The organism is Bradyrhizobium sp. SZCCHNS3016 (assembly GCF_032484535.1).
Taxonomy (GTDB): domain Bacteria; phylum Pseudomonadota; class Alphaproteobacteria; order Rhizobiales; family Xanthobacteraceae; genus Bradyrhizobium.
Window position 1 is genome coordinate 267,913 of the sequence record NZ_JAUETE010000007.1, and the last position, 18,630, is coordinate 286,542.

At 65.6% G+C, this 18,630-nt stretch carries 11 protein-coding genes; 2 read left to right on the forward strand and 9 right to left on the reverse strand.

The features are described from left to right. A complete protein-coding gene (locus QW881_RS16140) occupies nt 1–240 on the forward strand; it encodes a BrnA antitoxin family protein (RefSeq protein ID WP_316158528.1) in 240 nt (79 codons plus the stop codon). Nucleotides 241–315: 75 nt separating this feature from the next. Here the strand turns inward: QW881_RS16140 and QW881_RS16145 are convergent, their stop codons facing one another. Both QW881_RS16145 and QW881_RS16150 read right to left on the reverse strand, forming a co-directional pair. Continuing rightward, on the reverse strand, nt 316–1,776 hold the full coding sequence (locus tag QW881_RS16145) for a caspase family protein (protein ID WP_316158529.1): 1,461 nt from the start codon (nt 1,774–1,776) through the stop codon (nt 316–318). A gap of 208 nt (nt 1,777–1,984) precedes the next feature. Then, nucleotides 1,985–2,875: a DMT family transporter gene (locus tag QW881_RS16150; protein WP_315756615.1), complete on the reverse strand. Its 891-nt coding sequence runs from the start codon at nt 2,873–2,875 to the stop codon at nt 1,985–1,987. Nucleotides 2,876–3,098: 223 nt separating this feature from the next. Between QW881_RS16150 and QW881_RS16155 the strand changes: the two genes are divergently transcribed. Next, nucleotides 3,099–3,329: a hypothetical protein gene (locus QW881_RS16155; RefSeq protein ID WP_315738096.1), complete on the forward strand. Its 231-nt coding sequence runs from the start codon at nt 3,099–3,101 to the stop codon at nt 3,327–3,329. A gap of 6 nt (nt 3,330–3,335) precedes the next feature. Here QW881_RS16155 and QW881_RS16160 read toward each other — a convergent pair whose 3' ends face one another. From QW881_RS16160 to QW881_RS16190, 7 genes are all read right to left on the reverse strand, one after another. Then, complete coding sequence (locus QW881_RS16160) at nt 3,336–3,803, reverse strand: hypothetical protein (protein WP_315738095.1); 468 nt, start codon at nt 3,801–3,803, stop codon at nt 3,336–3,338. A gap of 22 nt (nt 3,804–3,825) precedes the next feature. Next, on the reverse strand, nt 3,826–4,176 hold the full coding sequence (locus tag QW881_RS16165; RefSeq protein WP_315756613.1) for a hypothetical protein: 351 nt from the start codon (nt 4,174–4,176) through the stop codon (nt 3,826–3,828). Nucleotides 4,177–4,469: 293 nt separating this feature from the next. Further along, complete coding sequence (locus tag QW881_RS16170; protein ID WP_315756612.1) at nt 4,470–5,063, reverse strand: formyltransferase family protein; 594 nt, start codon at nt 5,061–5,063, stop codon at nt 4,470–4,472. Nucleotides 5,064–5,760: 697 nt separating this feature from the next. Beyond that, nucleotides 5,761–9,987 carry a sulfotransferase gene (locus QW881_RS16175; RefSeq protein ID WP_315756611.1) on the reverse strand — a complete coding sequence of 1,409 codons (4,227 nt, stop codon included), beginning with the start codon at nt 9,985–9,987 and terminating at the stop codon, nt 5,761–5,763. 264 nt (nt 9,988–10,251) lie between these two features. Then, the gene (locus tag QW881_RS16180; RefSeq protein WP_315756610.1) at nt 10,252–12,066 is read right to left on the reverse strand and encodes a hypothetical protein; all 1,815 of its coding nucleotides are present in this window, start codon (nt 12,064–12,066) and stop codon (nt 10,252–10,254) included. Nucleotides 12,067–12,635: 569 nt separating this feature from the next. Beyond that, nucleotides 12,636–15,929: a hypothetical protein gene (locus tag QW881_RS16185; RefSeq protein ID WP_316158530.1), complete on the reverse strand. Its 3,294-nt coding sequence runs from the start codon at nt 15,927–15,929 to the stop codon at nt 12,636–12,638. Between the two features lie 562 nt (nt 15,930–16,491). Then, nucleotides 16,492–18,621 carry an autotransporter strand-loop-strand O-heptosyltransferase gene (locus QW881_RS16190; RefSeq protein WP_316158531.1) on the reverse strand — a complete coding sequence of 710 codons (2,130 nt, stop codon included), beginning with the start codon at nt 18,619–18,621 and terminating at the stop codon, nt 16,492–16,494. Nucleotides 18,622–18,630 lie beyond the last annotated feature (9 nt).

Consider the following 18,630-nt stretch of genomic DNA (forward strand, 5'->3'; position numbering starts at 1 on the left):
ATGGCCGACCAGCCGCGGCGGCCCCGCACCCTCGCTGACGCCCGTACCGAGGCCGAGGCCGCGTTCAAGAAGGTGACCACCAAGCCGGTGGAGGCGGCGCCGAAGAAGGCGGCGGTCCCTGGCGTGCGCGAGCAGGTGACGTTGCGGATCGACCAGGACGTGCTCGAGCACTTTCAGTCCGAAGGGCCGGGCTGGCAGGACCGCATCAATGCGGCGCTGCGCAAGGCGGCAGGGCTCTGACGGCGGCTGCATTATTCTAACGAAAGAGCCCGGAGCTCGTGCTCCGGGCTTTTTACGTGGGGGAGACGACGACGTTTACCGGCGCAGCGCGCTGCCGAGCACACCGCCCATCATGCCACCGATGAAGGCGGCGCCGGCGGCGTTGCCCGCGCTGTCTTGCGGCGGCGGATTGCGATAGACCGGCGCGCCCTGCGGCGGCGGGCCACCGGCAGCGACGTTGCCGGCCGGCTTGGCGCGGCGCGGCTTGGCCTCCTCGCCGACTGCGGCGGTGGCCGGCGCCGGCTGCGGCTCGGCCAGCAGTGCCTTGTGCTGCAGCTTGGTCAGGAATCCGGTCGACGGATAGCCGCGGGCCGCCTGCCAGCGCTTCATGACGCCGCGGGTCTGGTCGTCGAACACGCCCGTCATCTTGGTGTCGAAGCCAAGGCCGGTCAGCCGCCGCTGCACGTCGCGGCGCTTGGTCTTGTCGAGGCCGATCTGATCCTCGCTGACCTGGCTGCCTTCCTCGGTGTAGGTGGCGGGGTCGACGCCCTTGGCGACATTGCGCGTCGCGGTGTTGATGGCGCCGCTCTCGATCGCGGCGATGCGCGCCATCGCCAGCGACTTGAACTGCCCGTTCGGGTAGGTCGCGAGATAGGCGTTGAGCTCTTCCGGCTTGTTGGAATCCTTCACCGAGCGCCAGAATTCGAGCTCGGCCTCGCCCGCGGTCACGGTGGCCGTCGCGACGGCCGGCGTCGTCCCGGCCGTGGCCGCCGTTGCAGCAGGGGCAGCCGCCGGATTGAGGTAGACCGCGCCGATCAGGTTGGTGTGCCCCCAGGGCAACTGGCCCTTGCTGGTCTCCTCATTGACCTGGGCGCGCACCGCCGTCATGGCCTGTTGGATCTCGATGCCGGGCTGGGCGATGTGCGAGATCAGTGCGCGGGTGAACGGGCTGTTGGCGCCGGCCTCGCCGTCGAGGGCTGTCTGGCCCGGGCCGGTGGCGAAGGCGATCAGCGTGCCCTCGCCGGACTTCATCTCGGCAAGGCCGGTCTGCACCGACACGCTGCGCGTCGGCGAGTTCGACTTGATCTTGGCGGCGAACGGATTGTCGCGGCAGGCATCGAGGAAGACGAGCTTGACCTTGGCGTCGCCCATCGTCTGGTCGAGGGTCACGTCGATGTTGATGGCCGAGCCCAGCTTGACGTCCATTTCCGACTTCAGGTCGGCGTCGACCGGCAGCAGGTAGTTGGTGCCGGCAATGGCGATGCCGTGCCCGGCGTAATAGAACACCGCAATATCGGCGCCCTGCGCCTTGCGACCGAAATCGAGCAGCTTCTCGGTCATCTTGTCGCGCGTGAGATTGGTGCCCTCGACGACGTCGAAGCCGACGTTGCGCAGGGTTGCCGCCATGGCCTTGGCATCGACCGGCGGGTTCGGCAATTGAGCCACGCTCTTATAGGCGCCGTTTCCGACGACAAAGGCGACGCGGCGGTCGGCCTTGGCGGCTTCAGCGGTCAGCACCATGCAGAGCAGGGACAGGGCGACGGTGAGGTAGCGCATCAGGAGATCCCCCAACGATCAAGCGAAGCGTTCACTGCAGCATTTGTCGCGGATCGGCGCGAAAAGTCTTGTTCCCGAGCAAAAAATCACGCTTCCGCCACAAACCAGTTCGCGGGTGTTGCGCCAGATCCACGACGATCGCGTGCAGCGCGCCGGTTCCGTGATCCGGATCACATCGCTCGAGGGGCGGCAGGGGCTCCCCGGCGCCTCAGGTCCCTGCCGAGCTGCCCATCGGCACGGGCCGAGGCTGCGGCGGACGCAGGTTCAGCAGGTTTCCGGCGAGAATCAACGCAGCGCCGACCACGGTCAATCCGTCGAGACGCTCCGCATAGACCAGCCAGCCGACGGTGGCGGTCAGCGGAACGCGGAGAAAATCCATGGGTACCACGATGGTGGCGTCGGCGTAGAGCAGCGCGCGCGCCATGCAGAAATGCGAGAAGGTCCCGCAGAAGGCGACGAGGAGGATCCAGCCCCAGGTCGTGGCCGATGGCGGCGTCCAGAATACGAGCGAAGGGATGAGGCCGGCGATGGATTGCACCACCAGCATCCAGAAGATGATCGACACGGTGGGCTCGGTGCGCGTCAGCAGCTTGACCAGAGCGATCGAGATGCCGAAGCCGACCGCGGCGGCCAGCGCGATGAGCTGTCCCGAATTGACCGCCCCGGTATCCGGGCGGACGATCACGACGACGCCGACGAGGCCGAGCCCGATCGCCGCCAGCTTGAACAGGGTGATGCGCTCGCCGAGGAAGGCTGCCGCCAGCAGCGCCGTCCAGATCGGCATCGTGAACTCGATGGCCACCACCTGGCCGATCGGGATCAAGGTGAGCGCGAAGAACCAGCCGAGCTGCGCGCCGTAGTGGACGAGGTTGCGCGCTGCGTGCTGCTTGAGCCGCGAGGTGCGCAGCCTGGCAAAGCCGCCGCTCAGTGCGATGACCGGCGACAGCATCACCAGGCCGATCAGGCAGCGCAGCTCCATCAGCTCGAACACGTTGAGCTCGCGCATGGCTTCGCGTCCGGCCACCGCCATCACCAGCATCAGGCTGAGCCAGCCCGTCATCCACAGTGCGGCGATCAGTTTCGAAGCAGGACGATGCATGAGGTGGTGGAGACAGGGAGGAGGGCGGCGAAGGCGCGCTGTATCACCTCGCGTGCAGGGCAATGCAAATGAAATCAACGGTGCAGTGCATCAACGCCGCTACAGGCTTTGCTCGCGACGGACGCGTGTCATCGAGAAAAACGTGGAGTGTGGCTGTGTTTCGTCCTAAAGCGACCGCCGCGAAACAGCCCGTGAAACAGCCCAAGGCAGCCAGAGACAAGACATGACCGAACGCGCCGCTTCAGCCGACTTCGTGACCGCCTTTGCCACTGGCTGGCCGGAGCGGGAGCCTCATCTCATGGTGCTGTCGCTGACCACCCATAAAGGTGTGCAGGACTTTGCCATGACGCGGGAGCAGGCGCTGCTGGTCGCCAAGACCATCAAGCGCACCGCCGCGCAGCTGGCTCCGGCGCCGTCCGCAGGTGCGGTCCCCGGCGCCAAGCGCAGCGGCTGATCGGGATCACCGCGACATTGAAATGTTGGCTGCGCGGAACTGGCTGTCGGCCCGGATCGATACCGACTGCCTGTTGCCGCGGGTGGCGAGCGCGATGTTGGCATTGAAGCCGGCGGTGGTTGCAACCAGCTGGAAGTTGCCGCCGCCGCCGCGTCCCTGCAGCACGCCACTGATGCCGCGGCTGGACTCACTCCAGGTTCCCGAGATGGCGGAGCCCTCGGCGATCACCTCGGCCTGCAGAGCGAACTTGTAGGCATCGCTGGCGCAGGTCAGGACGAGCGTCATCCGCGGTCCGGAGACGCCATAACGGGCCCGGCACCGGATGCGCTCGGTTGAGCCGTCCTCGAGGGCAACCGTGCCGCTGCCGCCCCATGTTCCGGCCAAGGCGGTGAAGGGACCGGGATCGGCGCGCCCCGGCGAAGCGGTCACACCTGCCGTCAAAACGACGGCGGCGGCCGCTAGCCGCCGCACCATCTTCAGGAGCGCGTGCGCGCCGTTACAGGCGCGAAGCCTGCCAGCGGCCGCTGCAGGGGATACCTGCCGAGGCGCCGTTCCACTTGCCCGAGCCAGAATTGCCGTTGAGCTGCCCATTCGCATATGCGCCATTGATGGAGACCTTGACGAGGCCTTCGCGTCCAATCGAACCCGACACATTGGCGCCAGCCGCAGAAATCTTACCGTCTGCGACGATCAAGGTCGAGCTGGCTGTGGGCTCGCAGGTGCCACTGTTGGTCACGATCGTCACCTGCCACTGGCCGTCATAGGGCGACTGGGCGAATGCGGGGGTGGCCGAGCTACCCACCAGGATCGACGCGGCGAAAGCCATTCCAATGCGGTCGAGACGCATGAATCGTTGTCCCTCAATGTCGTTTGATCAGGACCTTATTTGGAAGAATTGTGACGAAAATTTGCCGCACCGCCGCAACGAAATTTTATCGAGCAATTTCAGCTCATTAACGATTAATGCGGAACCCCGCCTTGAACCATTCGGGCGGCATTGTGGGCAAACTGCGCCTTCGCGTACCCCACGAGCGGACCAGCGTCACAGCCTTGCAGTGGCAGGTGATGCTGCCGTCGCAAGGCACAGGAGCGCGCCGGCTGGAGCGACGACGCAATTGTTGGGGCGATGCGATCGGATGCTCAGTGCGGGGTGAGGCTGGGCGCCTTGGTCGCGAACTGCTCGTCCTGCGGCTTGGCCGGAATCGTGCCGGTCACCTTGGCCGATTCGATGACATCGCCGAGCAGCTTGAGGCCGAGCGGCGCCAGCGCGCGCTCCCACAGCTCGCGGGCGGTCTCGCCCTTCTTGACGAAGCACCAATCCTGAGCGGCGATGGCGCCCGCATCCATGCGGTCCGCGAGGTGATAGATGGTGCCGCCGGCGATCGGATCGCCTTCATTGATGGTCCACTCCACCGCAGCGATGCCCCGGTGACGCGGCAGCAGCGACGGATGGTAGCCGATGCCGCCGAGCCGGGCGGCTGCGACCGCCTCATGGGTGACGCGGGCGTGGCTATGCGCCGTGACGATCAGGTCCGTGTCGGGGGCGATCTCGCCCGCCGGCACGACCTTCGGATTGGCCTGGACTACGACCTCGATCCCGGCCGCCCGCGCCGCGGCTGCGAGCCGGTCCTCGCCATCATGAACGACGACCCGCGCGATCTCGATTCCTCTCTCGCGCAGCATGTTCAGTGTGGCGACACCGAAATGGCGGGAGCCGACGAGAGTGATGCGCATGGTCAGGGATCTTCCACGGTTGGGGGCTGGATCCGGTCGGACTCTGACCGGATGAAACGGGTCAAACCAAGCCTTGGCCTCCAGGTCAAGCGCCTGCTGGGCCGTCGTCACAGTCTGGCTTCGTCCGGCCGGCGGAGGCGTTGGGGACCCAAACGGGAAGGGGAAAGCCGCTCCGAGCCAGAGTTGGGGCAGGGCCCTTCGCGCCTATCGGCGCGCCGATCGCCATGGCCGCCATCAAGATGCAGGCCGAGCGGATGACACGCCCTCTTTGGTGCCGGCTGCAGCTTCAGATGGACCGGGAGTCAGGATAGGTACCGGCAGCTCGCCGAAAGGTTGTGTCAAGGCCGGTTGCTGCATCACGGCATATCGGTCGACACACCTCAACTAAAAGGGTCGAACTATCAGCCGAACTGATGAGGACAACCGAAGACGCTACTCCTGCCGGCTCAATGGACGCGATCTGGTCGGTCTGCGAACGCAATTCCCCTCGGCCAATGGCTGAAGAGGTCAATGAACTTGTGATTGTATTATCAGTTGGCCGTCTGCGTAGTAAAATTGACGCTTCTGCATATGACGAAGATAATTTCTTAAAGGCCCTGCAGCACAATGCTCAAGCCGCTCCGCCGCGCGGCCGGATAGCCGGGTGCCGCGCCTGTCACCGATCCCTGGGCAACAGCACCCGGTTATTTGCCGGCGGTCATGTGGCTTCCGGCGGCGGATGGTCGATGCCGAGCGCGGCGCACAGTGGTCCGAGATGTTTCTCGTAGCGGCGCCAGCTACCGATCGAACGGCGGTAGATCGGCTCGCGCACCTGCATCAAGCTCGCCGTGCGCACCATGCGCTCGGTGCGATGGAAGTCGAGGCAGGCATCCTCCCAGTCGAGCCCGCAATGGGCGAGCACGCGGCGTGACACGCCCTCGAGGTCGTCGACCAGATCCTCGTATTGAACGTCCATCAGGATGCCGGGCGGCAGCACGTGATGCCAGTGTTCCATCACGCTCTCATAGCCCCGGTAGTAGTGGCCGAGCTCGGTCAGGTCGTAGGCGAAGGGCTGGGCTCCGGTGAACAGCAGCGAGTAGCAGGAGACGCAATTGTCGAGCGGGTCGCGCCGCGTGTTGATGATCCTGGCGCGCGGGAATGCTGCGTGGATCAGCCCGACGAACAGGAAGTTCAGCGGCATCTTGTCGACGATGCGCTCGGCCTCCGGCGCCAGCGTCCGAACGCGGGCTGTGTATTCCTGTCCGATCTTCGTCATCTCCTCGGGTGGCAGAAGCGTGATCAGATCGGGATAGGCCGGCACGACCTTCTGGCGGTTGGCGCATTCGCCGACGAGCTCCTTGAAGGTCTCGAGCTCGCCCGCGCCGAAGACCTTGGAATGGCTGGCCAGCACCTGCTCCATCAGGGTGGTTCCAGAGCGCGGCATGCCGACGATGAAGATCGGGGCCCAGGAGTCGTCGCCGTGCCCTTCAACCATGCGAAAGAACTCGGGCGTGAAGCGCGCCGCGACATTTTTCATCATGCCGAGCCGCTGCTCGGAGTCGTAGTCGAAGGTCTTGCGCTTGAGGGTGTTGGCCTTGTGCAGATGCGAGAAGGCCTGGTCGTAGTCCTTCAGGTCGGACAACGCCTTGCCCATCGCGAAATGGGCTGCGATCTGCTTCTCCTGATCGAGCCGGTCGACGCGTTCGAGGAGCTGCCGCAGACTTGGAAGCCGGCTGTCGTCCGGCTTGAACTTCGACATGTTCGCGAGATTGAGGTGGATCGGCGCGTCGTCCGGCGCCAGCTCCAAGGCCTTCTGGAACGCCGCCGTCGCCTCCTCGAAGCGCCCGAGCGCCTGGTAGGCGACGCCGAGATTGTTGTAGGAGCCGAAGCGCTCCGGCTTGATCCTGATGGCCAGCAGGTTCTGCTCGATCGACTCCTCGAGCCGGTTGAGTTCGAGGAAGGCGTTGCCGAGGTTGCCATAGGCGTCGGCATAGTCGGGCCTGCTCGCGATCGCCCGCTTGTAGTGCTCGATGGCACGTTCGCGATGGCCCTGGCGCAGCAGCACGTTGGCGATGTTGTTGTGGGTCTCGGCGTGCTCCGGGCTGAAGTCGAGGACCTTGAGGTAGTGTTTCGCCGCCTCGATGTCCTTGCCCGCCGTATACAGCAGGTTGCCTAGCGCGAAATGCGCGTCCAGGTGCTGCGGCTTGTTGTCGATCGCCCGCCGGAGCAGAGCCATCGCCTCGTCGATCAGGCCCTGGTTCTGCCGGACCATGGCGAAGGCGTAGAGAATGCCGGGATGGCTCGGCGACAGCGACAATGCGGTCTCGTAATGCTGCACCGCTACGTCGTAGCGCCCCGCCGAGGCCTCGACGGCGCCGATGCTGCCATGGGCTTCTGCGGACTTGTCGTTTACCGCCACCGCGCGCTGGAAGTAGTCCTTGGCCTCGTCGAGCCGGTTGGCCGTGGTTGAGATCATCCCGAGGCCGATGAGGGCGTCGAAATTGGCCGGCTGGCCCGCAAGGATCAGCTTGAAGATCTGTTCGGCATCGCTGATTTCGCCGCGGCTCTGCAGCCTCTTGGCGACGGCGACCACGCCGTCCGCCAGCGTCTGCAGTGACGCAAGCCGCGTGGCGTCGAATGGCCGCGAGTCCGTCGTTGGCGTGACCACCGGCGGGGCGACGTTGGCGGGCTGAGGCTGCGTCATGCCCGCGATCGCCTCGGCGATCGTTGGCCGCAGGGCCTCGGTGCCCAGCGCATCGAGCAGCGGCTTCAGCCGGTCGCCATACATGCGCCAGCGGCCGACCGATCCGGTGAACAGCGGCTTGCGCACCTGCACCAGGCTCGCGGTGTTCACCGGGCGCTCGTTCTCATGGAAGGAGAGGCAGGCGTCATCCCAGTCCAGCCCGCAATGCGCGACGATCCTGCGGGCATTCGGCTCGAAATCGCGCACGACGTCCTCGTAGGACAGTTCGAGCATGACGCCCTGCGGCAGGACCGCACGCCAATGGCTCATCAGCGCCTCGTAGGCCCGGTAGTAGCGACCGAGTTCGGCGAGGTCATAGGCGAACGGCTGCGGCTCGGCAAATAGTTGCGTGTAGCAGGACAGGCAGGTGTCGATCGGATTGCGCCGGACGTGAATGATGCGCGCATTCGGCAGCGCGAGATGGATGAGCCCTGCGAACAGGAAGTTCGACGGCATCTTGTCGACGATGCGCTGGGTACTCGCCGGAAGCTCCATGAAACGATGGAGATAGGCGCGCGCGAGGGCGGTGACATCGGCATCGGACAGTTGGGCGAGCATCTCCGGATAGTCGCCGCGGGCGCGATCGGTGAAGAGCCCCGCGGCTGCCGCGAAGTAGTTGACCTCGCCGGCGCCCTGCACGGCGGGATGGCTGGCCAGGATCTGCTCGATCAGGCTGGTGCCGGACCTGGGCATGCCGATCACGAAGACGGGGGCCTGCGACGGATCGCCATGGCCGGCGCGCGCCTGGAGCATGTCCTTCGAGAAGACCGCGCGGATGCGCTCGATCTGGCGCAGCGTCTGGTTCTCGTCATAGTTGATGCGGCGGCGCTCGAGGGCATTGCCGGCGTTGAGGTGGACCAGCGACCGTTCGCCGTCCTTGATGTCGGCATAAGCCCGCCCGAGGGTGAAGTGCAGGGCGATGCGCGCATCCTCGGTGAGCGTCTCCGATCTCGCGGCCAGATCCTGCAAGGGCGCCCAGCGCGCGTCGTCGACCGCGAACGGCTTGACCACGCCGTAGTTGAGGTGCGTGCCGATACTGCGCGGGTTGACAGCCAGTGCGGATTCGTAGGCACGCGCCGCCTCGTCGAGCCGGCCCACGATCGTCAGGACGCCCGCAAGATGGTTCATGGTCGTGGTGTCGCGGGGATCGTGCGCAAGAGCGGACTGATATCCGGCGATGGCCTCGTCGTAGCGCTGCACGTTCCGCAGCGAGTCGGCGCGATTGCGGTGGGCAATGGCGTAGTCTGGTCGCAGCCGCAGTGCCTCGTCATAGTGGGACAGGGCCTCCTCGTGCCGGCCCGCCGACTGCAGCGCATTGGCGAAATTGTTGTGCGCTTCGGGGAAATCCGGCCGCTCGGTGACGGCACGCTCGTAGTGGAAGATCGCCCCCGGCCAGCTCTTCATGTCGAGGTGGATATTGCCGAGATTGTAGTGCGCCTCGGCGAGATGAGGGCTCAACGCGAGAGCCTGCTGCAAGGTGCGAATGGCGGCATCCAGTTCGCCCACCGCTTGATGACAGCCCCCGAGATTGAGCAGGACCGTCGGCATCTTGGGCTCGATGGCGAGCGCTCGGGTATAGTGAGCGATGGCTTCCGGATGCCGGCCGAGCTGCCGGCACGCATCACCGAGACTGCTGGCTGCTGCCGCAAATTGCGGCCTCGCCGCAAGCGCTGCCTCATGATGCGACATCGCTCGCTCGGACTGGCCGAGCCGCTGCAGGGCGAGTCCGAGCGCCTGGTGGAGGTCCGGGTTCGTGCCATCGATGGCAAGCGCCAGTTCGAGGTGCCGGACGGCCGCTGCGGGATCCCCCAGGCCGTACAGCGCGCCGCCGAGCAGCAGGCGGGGCTCGATCGAGGATTCGTCGAGTGCGGCGGCGCGCGCGAAATGCGATGTCGCCTTGGCGAGGTCGCCCAAACCTGCGAACGCCTTTCCGACCGTCAAGTGCAGGTCTGCCGAGTCGCCCGCCGCGTCCGCGGCCCGGTCGAGCAGGGTTCGTGCCTCCTGCGCGTCGCCGAGTTGCAGGCGGACAGTCGCAAGGCTGCACAGGGTCCGGAAATGCCTTGGCTGAAGAGCAAGCACCTTCCGGTAGGCCTCCTCGGCAACCTGCAAAGCGCGACCGTCGAGCGTGGACGGGAGTGGCGCGCTGGAGTTGGTCGATGCGGACACGAGTCGGGGGCGGAAGGCGAGTGCTGGCTCGTTCATGATCACAACTGACTGATTGTTCGACGGAAGCAGTTGTCGTGGCGGAATGAAGCGAAACGGAGGCTTGGCGGGTGCCGATCCCGATTGATCGTCTAGAACCCTTCGAGCCGGTGCGGCCGGCGCGCTCCGCGATCTGGGCCGCGATCACGCTGCCCGGTCTCGCCAATGTCTTTCGCGCGATCGCCGGCTCTCGCCGGAATGCAACGAAGCCGGCGCAGACCGAGGAGTCTGCACCGGCTTTGATTGGGCGTGTCGTTGGAGGCGTCAGCCCCACATGTGATGCATCGCGTGGTGGTGCGACATGTCCGGACCGCTCGAAGCTGCTGCCGCCGTTGCGGCTGTGGCCGCTGCCGCCGTGTGGTGGCTGCCATGATGGCTGTGGTGGCCGCCGCAGTGGTGCGTCGTGGTGGTGTTGTTGTTGCCGCCGGTTGTTCCTCCGCCGGCCGTTCCACCGCCCGTCGTGCCGCCACCGGTCGTCCCGCCTCCCGTGGTGCCGCCGCCCGTGGTGCCTCCGCCGGTGGTGCCGCCTCCCGTCGTGCCACCTCCGCCCATGCCGCCGCCGGGCGTGGTCGGGCTCGCCGGGGCGCCGCCCGTGCCGTTGGCGATGTTCGGATTGGCGCCCGCCGGCATGCCGGTGCCCTGCGCAATGCCATTGACCGCAGTCGCCGTCACGAAGCTCGTCGCGGATGTCACGTAGGCCGATCCGCCGATCGCGATGTTGTTGCCGGCAATGTCTCCGGCATTGCCGATGTAGTTCGCGGCCGCAGCCTTCAACATCGCCTGATCCGTCGCCAGGGCTGCACCCGTGTCGCCGTTCATGATGCCCATCAGCGCCTTGGTGGCCATGATGGTGTCAGACTGTAGAGCTCCGGCGGCGAGCTCGTCGTCGAACCGTCCCTTGAACACCGCTCCCTGCGCCGCATCGAACGCCGCGCCAAAGTTCTGGTAGTTCGTGATCTGGTCGATCAGGGCTTGCGACGCCGTACCTGTTCCATTGGCGACCGCGACCAATTTCGCACCCAGCGTATTGCCCTCGGCGAGGAACGAGGCCCAGAAATTGGTCTGCGCCTGGTTGTCCTGGAACTTCGTGACGGTCCCGGTCAGGCCGCCGGCCATTTCGGAGAACCCGCCAATGTGACCGGGCGCCCCGGTGCCGCCCGCCGCCGCGTTGAGCGCCGCGTCGTTCTGAAACACGTCGATCATGTCGACGATGTTGTCGGCGGAGCCGCGCAGCGCCGTCGGATTGGCCATCGTCTCGGCGACATCGTATTTGTTCAGCTGAAGGTTTGCTTGGCTGAGCAGCGTCATCAGATGAAGTGTCGTCGTTTGGGCAGCAACGGAGGTTTGACCTGCTTCAATCGCGGCGAGCTTCGCCGGGTCATTCAGGATCGCTTGAAGGCCCTGCGTCACGGCCGTGAAATCAGTCTGGATCTGGTTGATGTTGTTGGCGCTCATGCCGCCCAGCGAAAGGTCAGCGACGGCATTGAACACCGTTCCGATGGCGGTCAGGTCGCCCGCTGCCGCTGCAGCAAGATTGGTGGCGCTGTCGTTACCGGCGGGAAGGCTCTGGAACGCCACGTCCATGGCACCCGTGTTGGCCAGGAAGGGAACGTTGTTGAGCGCGGCCGAAAGATGCGCGTCACCCTGGATCTGCGCCAGGATCTGCATCTGCACGTTGTGGATGGTCTGGTCGGCTTCGGCGAGCGTCGCCGGATTGGCTGTCAGCGGGGCGGCGTTGATCAGCGTCGTGAGCTCGTTCGAAACCTGGGTGAGCACCGCGGTGTCGGTCGCGTTGAGCGTGAAGGCCTGACCGCCGACGGTGACCTGGCCGGGATTGGCCAGCATCGCGTTGATGTCGTTCTGCACGGCATGCAGATCGGTGGTGTAGCTGCCGAGGAACGGGTTGGAGTTGCCGCTGTTCTGCGGCGTCGAGAACAGCCCGATCGAGATGCGAGTAGCGTCGTTGAACACGACGCCGGCCTGCACGAGGTCGGTCGACAGGTTGAGCGCAGAGGCGCGAACCAGCAGATTGGACGTGCCATTCGCCAGCGCCGTCGGGTTGAAGGTATTGGCTGCCATTGATCATCTCCCCAAGTTTCAACCCGGCGTCTGCTGCTTGGCGTATCGGCAGCACGCGGGCGTTGATCGGGCTGCGACGTCTCGTTCACCCCTCGCGGAACGGGCGAAATGTCGCAGCCTCAGAGCACCTGGGAATTATTTGCTCTAATGGGGCCAAAAGAAGCGCCGCCGAGTCCTCAAATATGATGTTGTTCGGGCAAATGGCTACTGTCGCAGCCGGGTTACGGCCGCGCCAGAAAGCGGACTAACTCCTTGATTTCCGTCGTGGCATCCCTGTAACACCGTCGCTCAGCGACCCTTCGACGCACGGTGCAGACAAGAAGTTGCCCCGATCTTGGGGCCTGTCATCGATCTCTCCTTAGAAAAGTTCCAGCGTGACGGACGCGCTCGGCGCGGAACAGAACATGCATCTTCGCGAATCTCGAGAAGCTCCTTCATTCAGGCCGCGTCATCTCTTCTCCTCGTTGAACTAATCGTCGTTCTCGTTCGCCCGGGAGCGTTGACCTGATCTGGTTGCTCCCGGGTATCTGATTCCGCCGCAGTTGCTGCGGCTGCTTCGTCCTGCCGTGTTAACCCCACATGTGATGCATGGCGTGGAGATGCGACATGTCGGGCCCGGCAGCCGCGGCTTGGCTCGTATGTGCGCCCTGGCTGTGATCGTGATGATGGTGATGTTCGCCGTGATGCGTGGCGTTGCTGCCGTTGTTGGCCGTGGTGCCCGCCGACGTGCCGCCAGCCGCCGTTCCGCCGGTCGACGTGCCTCCGGTCGCCGCGGCGCCGCCGGCCGCGGCGCCGCCAGCGGCGGTGGTTCCTGCCGCCGCGGTGCCGCCGGTGCCGTTGGCCAGGTTCGGTGTCGCAGTGACGGGAATGGTGCCGTGCGCGGTGCCCTTGATGGAGGTTGCCGCCGAGACCGTCGTGGCCGTCCCGACATAGGTGCCGCCATTGACGGGAATGTTGTTGCCGGAGACGTCCATGGCGTCCGCCGCAAAGCCCTGGCCGGCAGCGGCGATCATCGCCTTGTCGGCCGCGAGTGCTGCGCCGGTGTCGCCGTTGAGGATGCCCTGCAGGCCCTTCACGGCACCGGCCGTGTCAGCTTCGAGCGTGCCGCTGAGCAGTTCGTTGTCGAACCGTCCCTGGAACACGGCGCCCTGGGCGGCGTCGAAATTGGCGCCGAACTGCTGGTAGTTCTGGATCTGCGTGATCAGGGCCGCACTCGCCTGCGCGCCGCCCGTCGAAATCTTCTGCAGGGTGGCGTTGATCGTGTTGGCCTCGGCCAGGAATGCCGCCCAGAAATTCGTCTGCGCCTGGTTGTCCTGAAATTTGGTAACCGTGCCGGTCAATCCGCCGGGATCCTCGGCGAAGCCGCCGGCATGGCCTGCAGCGCCGTTGCCGCCGGCTGCCGTATTCAAGTTCGCGTCATTCTGAACGATGTCGATGATATCGAGCAGATTGTCTGCGGTGCCGCGCAAGGCCGCCTGATTTCCGGTGGTCGCGGCCGCATCGTATTTGTTGAGCTGCAAGTTGATCTGCCCGAGCACGGTCTGCAGATGAATCGTCGTGAGCGCGGCTGCGTTGGCCGTCTCGCCGGCTTCGATCTGCGCGAGCTGAGTCTTGTTGTTGAGGATGGCCGTCAGGCCGTGCTGCACCGCCGTGAAATCGGCCGTCACTTCTGCGAGGTTGCCGGTATTGATGCCGCCAGAGGCGAGCTCGACCGCCTTGTTGAAGACGAGGCCGACGTCCTTGAGGTTGGCGCCAGCGGTCGCCGCAGCAACGCTTGCCGGATCATCCGCACCGGCGGGCGAGGTCTGGAAGGCAACGTCCTGGCCGCCGGTATTGGCGAGGAAGGGCACGTTGTTCAGCGCGTTCGCCAGATGCGCGTCGTTGTGGATCTCGCCCAGGATCTCCTGCTGGAGCGCATGAATGGTCTGGCTGGCGGCGGCCTGTGTGGTGGCGTTCGCAAATTGTCCCGCGGCCTGCAGCAGCGTGCCCAATTGGCCCTCGACATTGGTGAGAACCGCCGTATCGGTGGCGTTCAACGCGAACGTATGCCCGCCGAGCGTGACCTGGCCCGGATTGGCGAGCATCGCGGCGATGTCGGTCTGCACCGCGGTGATGTCGGCCTGGTAGCTGCTCAGGAATGTCGGCGAGTTGCCGCTGTTGGCGAGGCTGAAGAGGCCGAGCGACGCGCGAACCGCATCGTTGAAGACGACGCCGGCCTGCACCAGGTCGGTCGAATGCTGAATCGCGGTGGCGCGGGTCAGCAGGTTCGACGTGCCGTTGGCGAGCGCGGTCGGGCTGAAGTTCACTGGCGTGGTGTGCATTCCGCCGGTTCCCGTCCCGCCGCCACCCGTGCTCGGCGGCGTCGTGGTGGTGCCGCCCGTGCCGTTCGCGATGTTCGGGGTTGCCGTCACCGGGATCGTGCCCTGGGCTAGGCCGTGCACCGACGTGGCCGTCGAGACCGTGGTCGCCGAGCCGACATAGGTCGCGCCGCCGATGGCGATGTTGTTGCCGGAGACGTCCATGGCGTCGGCAGCGAAGCCCTGGCCGGCAGCGGCGAGCGCCGCCTTGTCGGCCGCCAGTGCCGCGCCGGTGTCGCCGTTCAGAATGCCCTGCAAGCCTTTCACGGCGGCCGCCGAGTCGGCTTCCAGCGTGCCGCTGAGCAGCTCGTTGTCGAAGCGGCCACGGAAGACGTTGCCTTGGGCGGCGTCGAAATTGGCGCCGAACTGCTGGTAGTTCTGGATCTGCGTAACCAGCGCCGCGCTGGCTTGCGCGCCACCGGTCGAAATCTTCTGCAGGGTTGCGTTGATGGTGTTGGCTTCGGCCAGGAATGCGGCCCAGAAATTGGTCTGCGCCTGGTTGTCCTGGAACTTGGTGACCGTGCCGGTCAATCCGCCGGGATCCTCCGCGAAGCCGCCGGCATGGCCGGGCATTCCGTTGCCGCCGGCCGCCATGTTCAGATTGGCGTCGTTCTGGATGATGTCGATGCTGTCGAGCAGATTGTCCGCGGTGCCGCGCAACGCGGCCTGATTGCCGGTCGTCTCCGCCTTGGCATACTGGTTGAGCTCGAGGTTGACCTGTCCGAGCACCGTCTGCAGATGGATGGTCGTCAGTGCGGCTGCATTCGCCGTCTCGCCTTTCTCGATTTGCGCGAGCTGGGTCTTGTTGTTGAGAATGTTGGTGAGACCTTGCGAGATCGCGGTGAGGTCGGTGGTAACCTCCTGAAGGTTGCCGGTGTGGATGCCGCCGGAGGCGAGGTCGACGACCTTGTTGAAGACGAGGCCGACGTCCTTCAGCGTGTTGCCTGCGGTCGCAGCGGCCAAGGTCGCCGCATCATCGGCACCGGCCGGCGTATTCTGGAAGCCGACGTCCTGGCCGCCGGTGTTGGCGAGGAAGTTGACCTTGTTGAGCGCGCCGGACAGATGCGCGTCGCCGTTGATCTCCTGCAGGATCTCCTGCTGGACCGCGTGCAGCGTCTGATCCGCGGCCGTGATCGTGGCAGCATTCGTGATCTGCGGTGCGGCCGTGAGCAGCGTCGAGATCTGCGCCTGCACGTTGGTGAGAACGGCGGTGTCGGTCGCATTCAGCGTGAAGGTCTGGCCGCCCAGCGTCACCTGGCCGGGATTGGCGAGCATCGCGGCGATATCGTTCTGTACGGCGTGGAGGTCGGTCGTGTAGCTGCCGAGGAACGGGTTCGAGTTGCCGCTGCCGGCCTGTGAGAACAGGCCGAGCGAGGCGCGCACTGCATCGTTGAACACCACGCCGGCCTGGACGAGGTCGGTCGACATGTTGAGCGCTGAGGCGCGCACCAGCAGGTTCGACGTTCCGTTGGCCAGCGCCGTCGGGTTGAAGGTGTTGTTCGCCATAGATCATCTCTCCCCAAGTTCATCCGACGCCCGGCAGGGCCCCGTACCGAAACTGGCCAGACGATGCGGAAGCGCATCGGCCCTGCGTCGGACGTGCTGCGCGCCGCGCCTCACGCCCGTGCGCCTCTGTGTCGCGCGCTTTTCTGACGCGCGTTACTTTGTCGCACCTCGCTATATGCTCGGAGCAATCGGGCCAAAAAAGGCGTGGGGGAGTCCGCAATTATGTTGTTCTCGAGACATCGCGGATCTGTGACGGATGCGCCGCGATCGCGTGCCAAGTGATTGATTTTTGGTGGCAAGCGGCAAATGCGAGGGGGCGCGATCAGGCGCGAGCTGCATGTTGTCGTCAAGATGCTGCCTGCATCTCGCCGGTGAGTGGCCGGTCTCCAGAAGTCAGCCGTAGGGTCTGTCAGGCGTTGTCAAGGCTGCCCGGCGACACTTGCGCGCGGCTTTGCCGCAGGGCCATCGCTGGAAAAATGCCACGATGGATCATCCGTCCGGGTGAGCTTTAAGGTGAAGGCGTCCCTGGGCGGGGCGGCCGGCCAACCGCGCCGAACGCTGTTCAGGATGGCGGCGCGACCTGGCGCTGCGCCAGGAGCGCAGTCCTGATCTTCTGCAGCAGCGCGGTGTAGAGCTGATTCCAGGCCGGATCATTCTGCCCGTTCGCGTCCAGCCCTTGCTTGGTCAGGCCGAGGCTGATCCGGTAGACGGCGAGGGCGCCGTCGATGTTGCCGAGCGGAACGAAGGCATCGCCCAGATTCTGGTAGGAGTTTGCAAGCGTCTGCTGCAGCAACGGATCGTTGGAGGCGCTGTTGGCGAGGTGGGTGATCAGCGCGGTGTTGGCGCGACGCTGATCGAACGCTTCGGCATGCCGGCCCTGGGCGGCGAGCACGTCCGCCAGCAGAGCGTGACACCAGGCGAGATCGCGCTGGAAGCTGAGATTGCCGCGGTGTGCTGCGGTCAGCTTTTGAACGATGGCGAGGCTGGCGGAATAGGCGGCATGCGCGGCCTCGAGGTTTCGCTGAACGAACAGCACGGCGCCGATGCGGTTTAAGGCGACCGAGAGGTTGCGTTGAAACCCGGCGTCGTCCGGATTGGCTCCGGTCAGGTGTCTGACGATGGCGATGCTCTGCTTGTAGTTCTGCAAGGCCCCCATCAGATCGCTGGCGGTGGCCGCGCGATCGCCTTCCGCGATCCCGGCGGCGGCCTGATCCAGCAGTCTGCCGGCGGCGACCGTGACGCCGACCGCAAGGCCCCCGTGGGGAACGTCGCCGCGCGGCTGCGCCAGCAGTGCGGCGAGCGCGACCGGCTCGTCGCTCTCTACGGAGTCCTGCGCAGACTCTGCCCTGGAGGTTCGATGCCGATCAAAGGGCGCAGGCGACGCCTGCTGCTGGGAGGTGCGCGGTTGCGGACGCAATCCCTGTCCGAAGCCGGGAATTCGAAGCAACATGCCCTCGACCTGCGCGGCCGTGATCAGGCGCGTGCATTCGAACTGTCGAGGCGTGCCCTGCCATCGCGGGCACCACAGAAAGTTCTCATGGTCGAAGCGATGACGGACATCATTCCAGCAACTGTTGCAGGCGTGGCGGTTGATGACCCGATAGGGGGTCGCAAACTCGTTGGTCGGATGAGTGAAGCCGCTGATCAGCACGACCGGAGTGCCGACAGCCCAGGCCAGCCATGACAGCCCCGAGGAAAGGCCGATGAAGAACGCGGCGTGCTTGAGCCAGCGGGCGCGCTCGGGCAACGGCCGGTCACCGGTCTCATCCTCGGCTTCGGCAGGAATTTGCGTTTGGTAGGCGCCGTGGCTGCGCGCCGCGGTCTGATCGATGCAGATCACGCGATAGCCGGTCGCGCGCAGGAAATCGACGACGCTCTGCCAGCCCTCAGGATTGTTCCAGTGCTTGCACGCGGTCGTCGCCTGCACCGCGATGCAGACATAGGGCTCCTCGATGGGACGGCTGTCTTCGCTCAGTGCGACGCGCGGCGGCTGCTCGGCCGGATCGACGCCGAGGATATGAGCGGCCGTCCGATGCAGACCGACCTGCCGGAAATCACAGGGCTGATGGACCAGTTCGGCATCGTCGAAGAACAGCGCGACCGAGTAGGTTGCGTAGTATCGCTCCGCCTGGACCATCTCGTGGCTGAGGAACGTGATGTCAGGGTAGGCGGCGCGGAACAGCGGGATCAGCGGCTCGCCCATAGCACAGCTCAGGCGGCACCGATGCAGGTCCTTGAACCTCACCGCATAGCCCATCCAGCCGATGATGTCGCCGATCGTGCCGACCGGGAACTGGATCAGGACGTCTCGGTCGGTTGCGTCATAGTCGTGGCACAGCAGCAACTCGGGCCCTGACCAGACTTCGAGCCTGAACGGGACGAAGTAGCGTTTGCTGCTGTTGACGTGACCTGAACGCAGGTCGATGTCGAACAGGACGTTGGTGGTCTCGAGATCGCTCAGCCGGACGCGCCAGGGGTGTCCGGTGTCGGGGAGCATCACGCGGCAGCCGTCGTTGAAATCGAAGCGCAGCCCCTGGGGACCCTCCTGGGTCGGCACGGCCGCTGGCGGCGGCAGTCGCGGCTTGCGTGCGTGATCAGACGCCTCGGTGCGGGCGCCGGGCTGGGCGGCGGGTAACGCACTTGTCGGCACCATCGCCGGGTCCGAGGTGCGGGGAAAATTTGCAACGTTCATGTTGAGGTG

What these genes read in the sequence shown, in the direction of transcription:
- QW881_RS16150 (WP_315756615.1), bottom strand. Translation starts at nt 2,875, where the DNA reads ATGCATCGTCCTGCTTCGAAACTGATCGCCGCACTGTGGATGACGGGC.
- QW881_RS16155 (WP_315738096.1), top strand. Translation starts at nt 3,099, where the DNA reads ATGACCGAACGCGCCGCTTCAGCCGACTTCGTGACCGCCTTTGCCACT.
- QW881_RS16175 (WP_315756611.1), bottom strand. Translation starts at nt 9,987, where the DNA reads ATGAACGAGCCAGCACTCGCCTTCCGCCCCCGACTCGTGTCCGCATCG.
- QW881_RS16165 (WP_315756613.1), bottom strand. Translation starts at nt 4,176, where the DNA reads ATGCGTCTCGACCGCATTGGAATGGCTTTCGCCGCGTCGATCCTGGTG.
- QW881_RS16170 (WP_315756612.1), bottom strand. Translation starts at nt 5,063, where the DNA reads ATGCGCATCACTCTCGTCGGCTCCCGCCATTTCGGTGTCGCCACACTG.
- QW881_RS16160 (WP_315738095.1), bottom strand. Translation starts at nt 3,803, where the DNA reads ATGGTGCGGCGGCTAGCGGCCGCCGCCGTCGTTTTGACGGCAGGTGTG.
- QW881_RS16140 (WP_316158528.1), top strand. Translation starts at nt 1, where the DNA reads ATGGCCGACCAGCCGCGGCGGCCCCGCACCCTCGCTGACGCCCGTACC.
- QW881_RS16190 (WP_316158531.1), bottom strand. Translation starts at nt 18,621, where the DNA reads ATGAACGTTGCAAATTTTCCCCGCACCTCGGACCCGGCGATGGTGCCG.
- QW881_RS16185 (WP_316158530.1), bottom strand. Translation starts at nt 15,929, where the DNA reads ATGGCGAACAACACCTTCAACCCGACGGCGCTGGCCAACGGAACGTCG.
- QW881_RS16145 (WP_316158529.1), bottom strand. Translation starts at nt 1,776, where the DNA reads ATGCGCTACCTCACCGTCGCCCTGTCCCTGCTCTGCATGGTGCTGACC.
- QW881_RS16180 (WP_315756610.1), bottom strand. Translation starts at nt 12,066, where the DNA reads ATGGCAGCCAATACCTTCAACCCGACGGCGCTGGCGAATGGCACGTCC.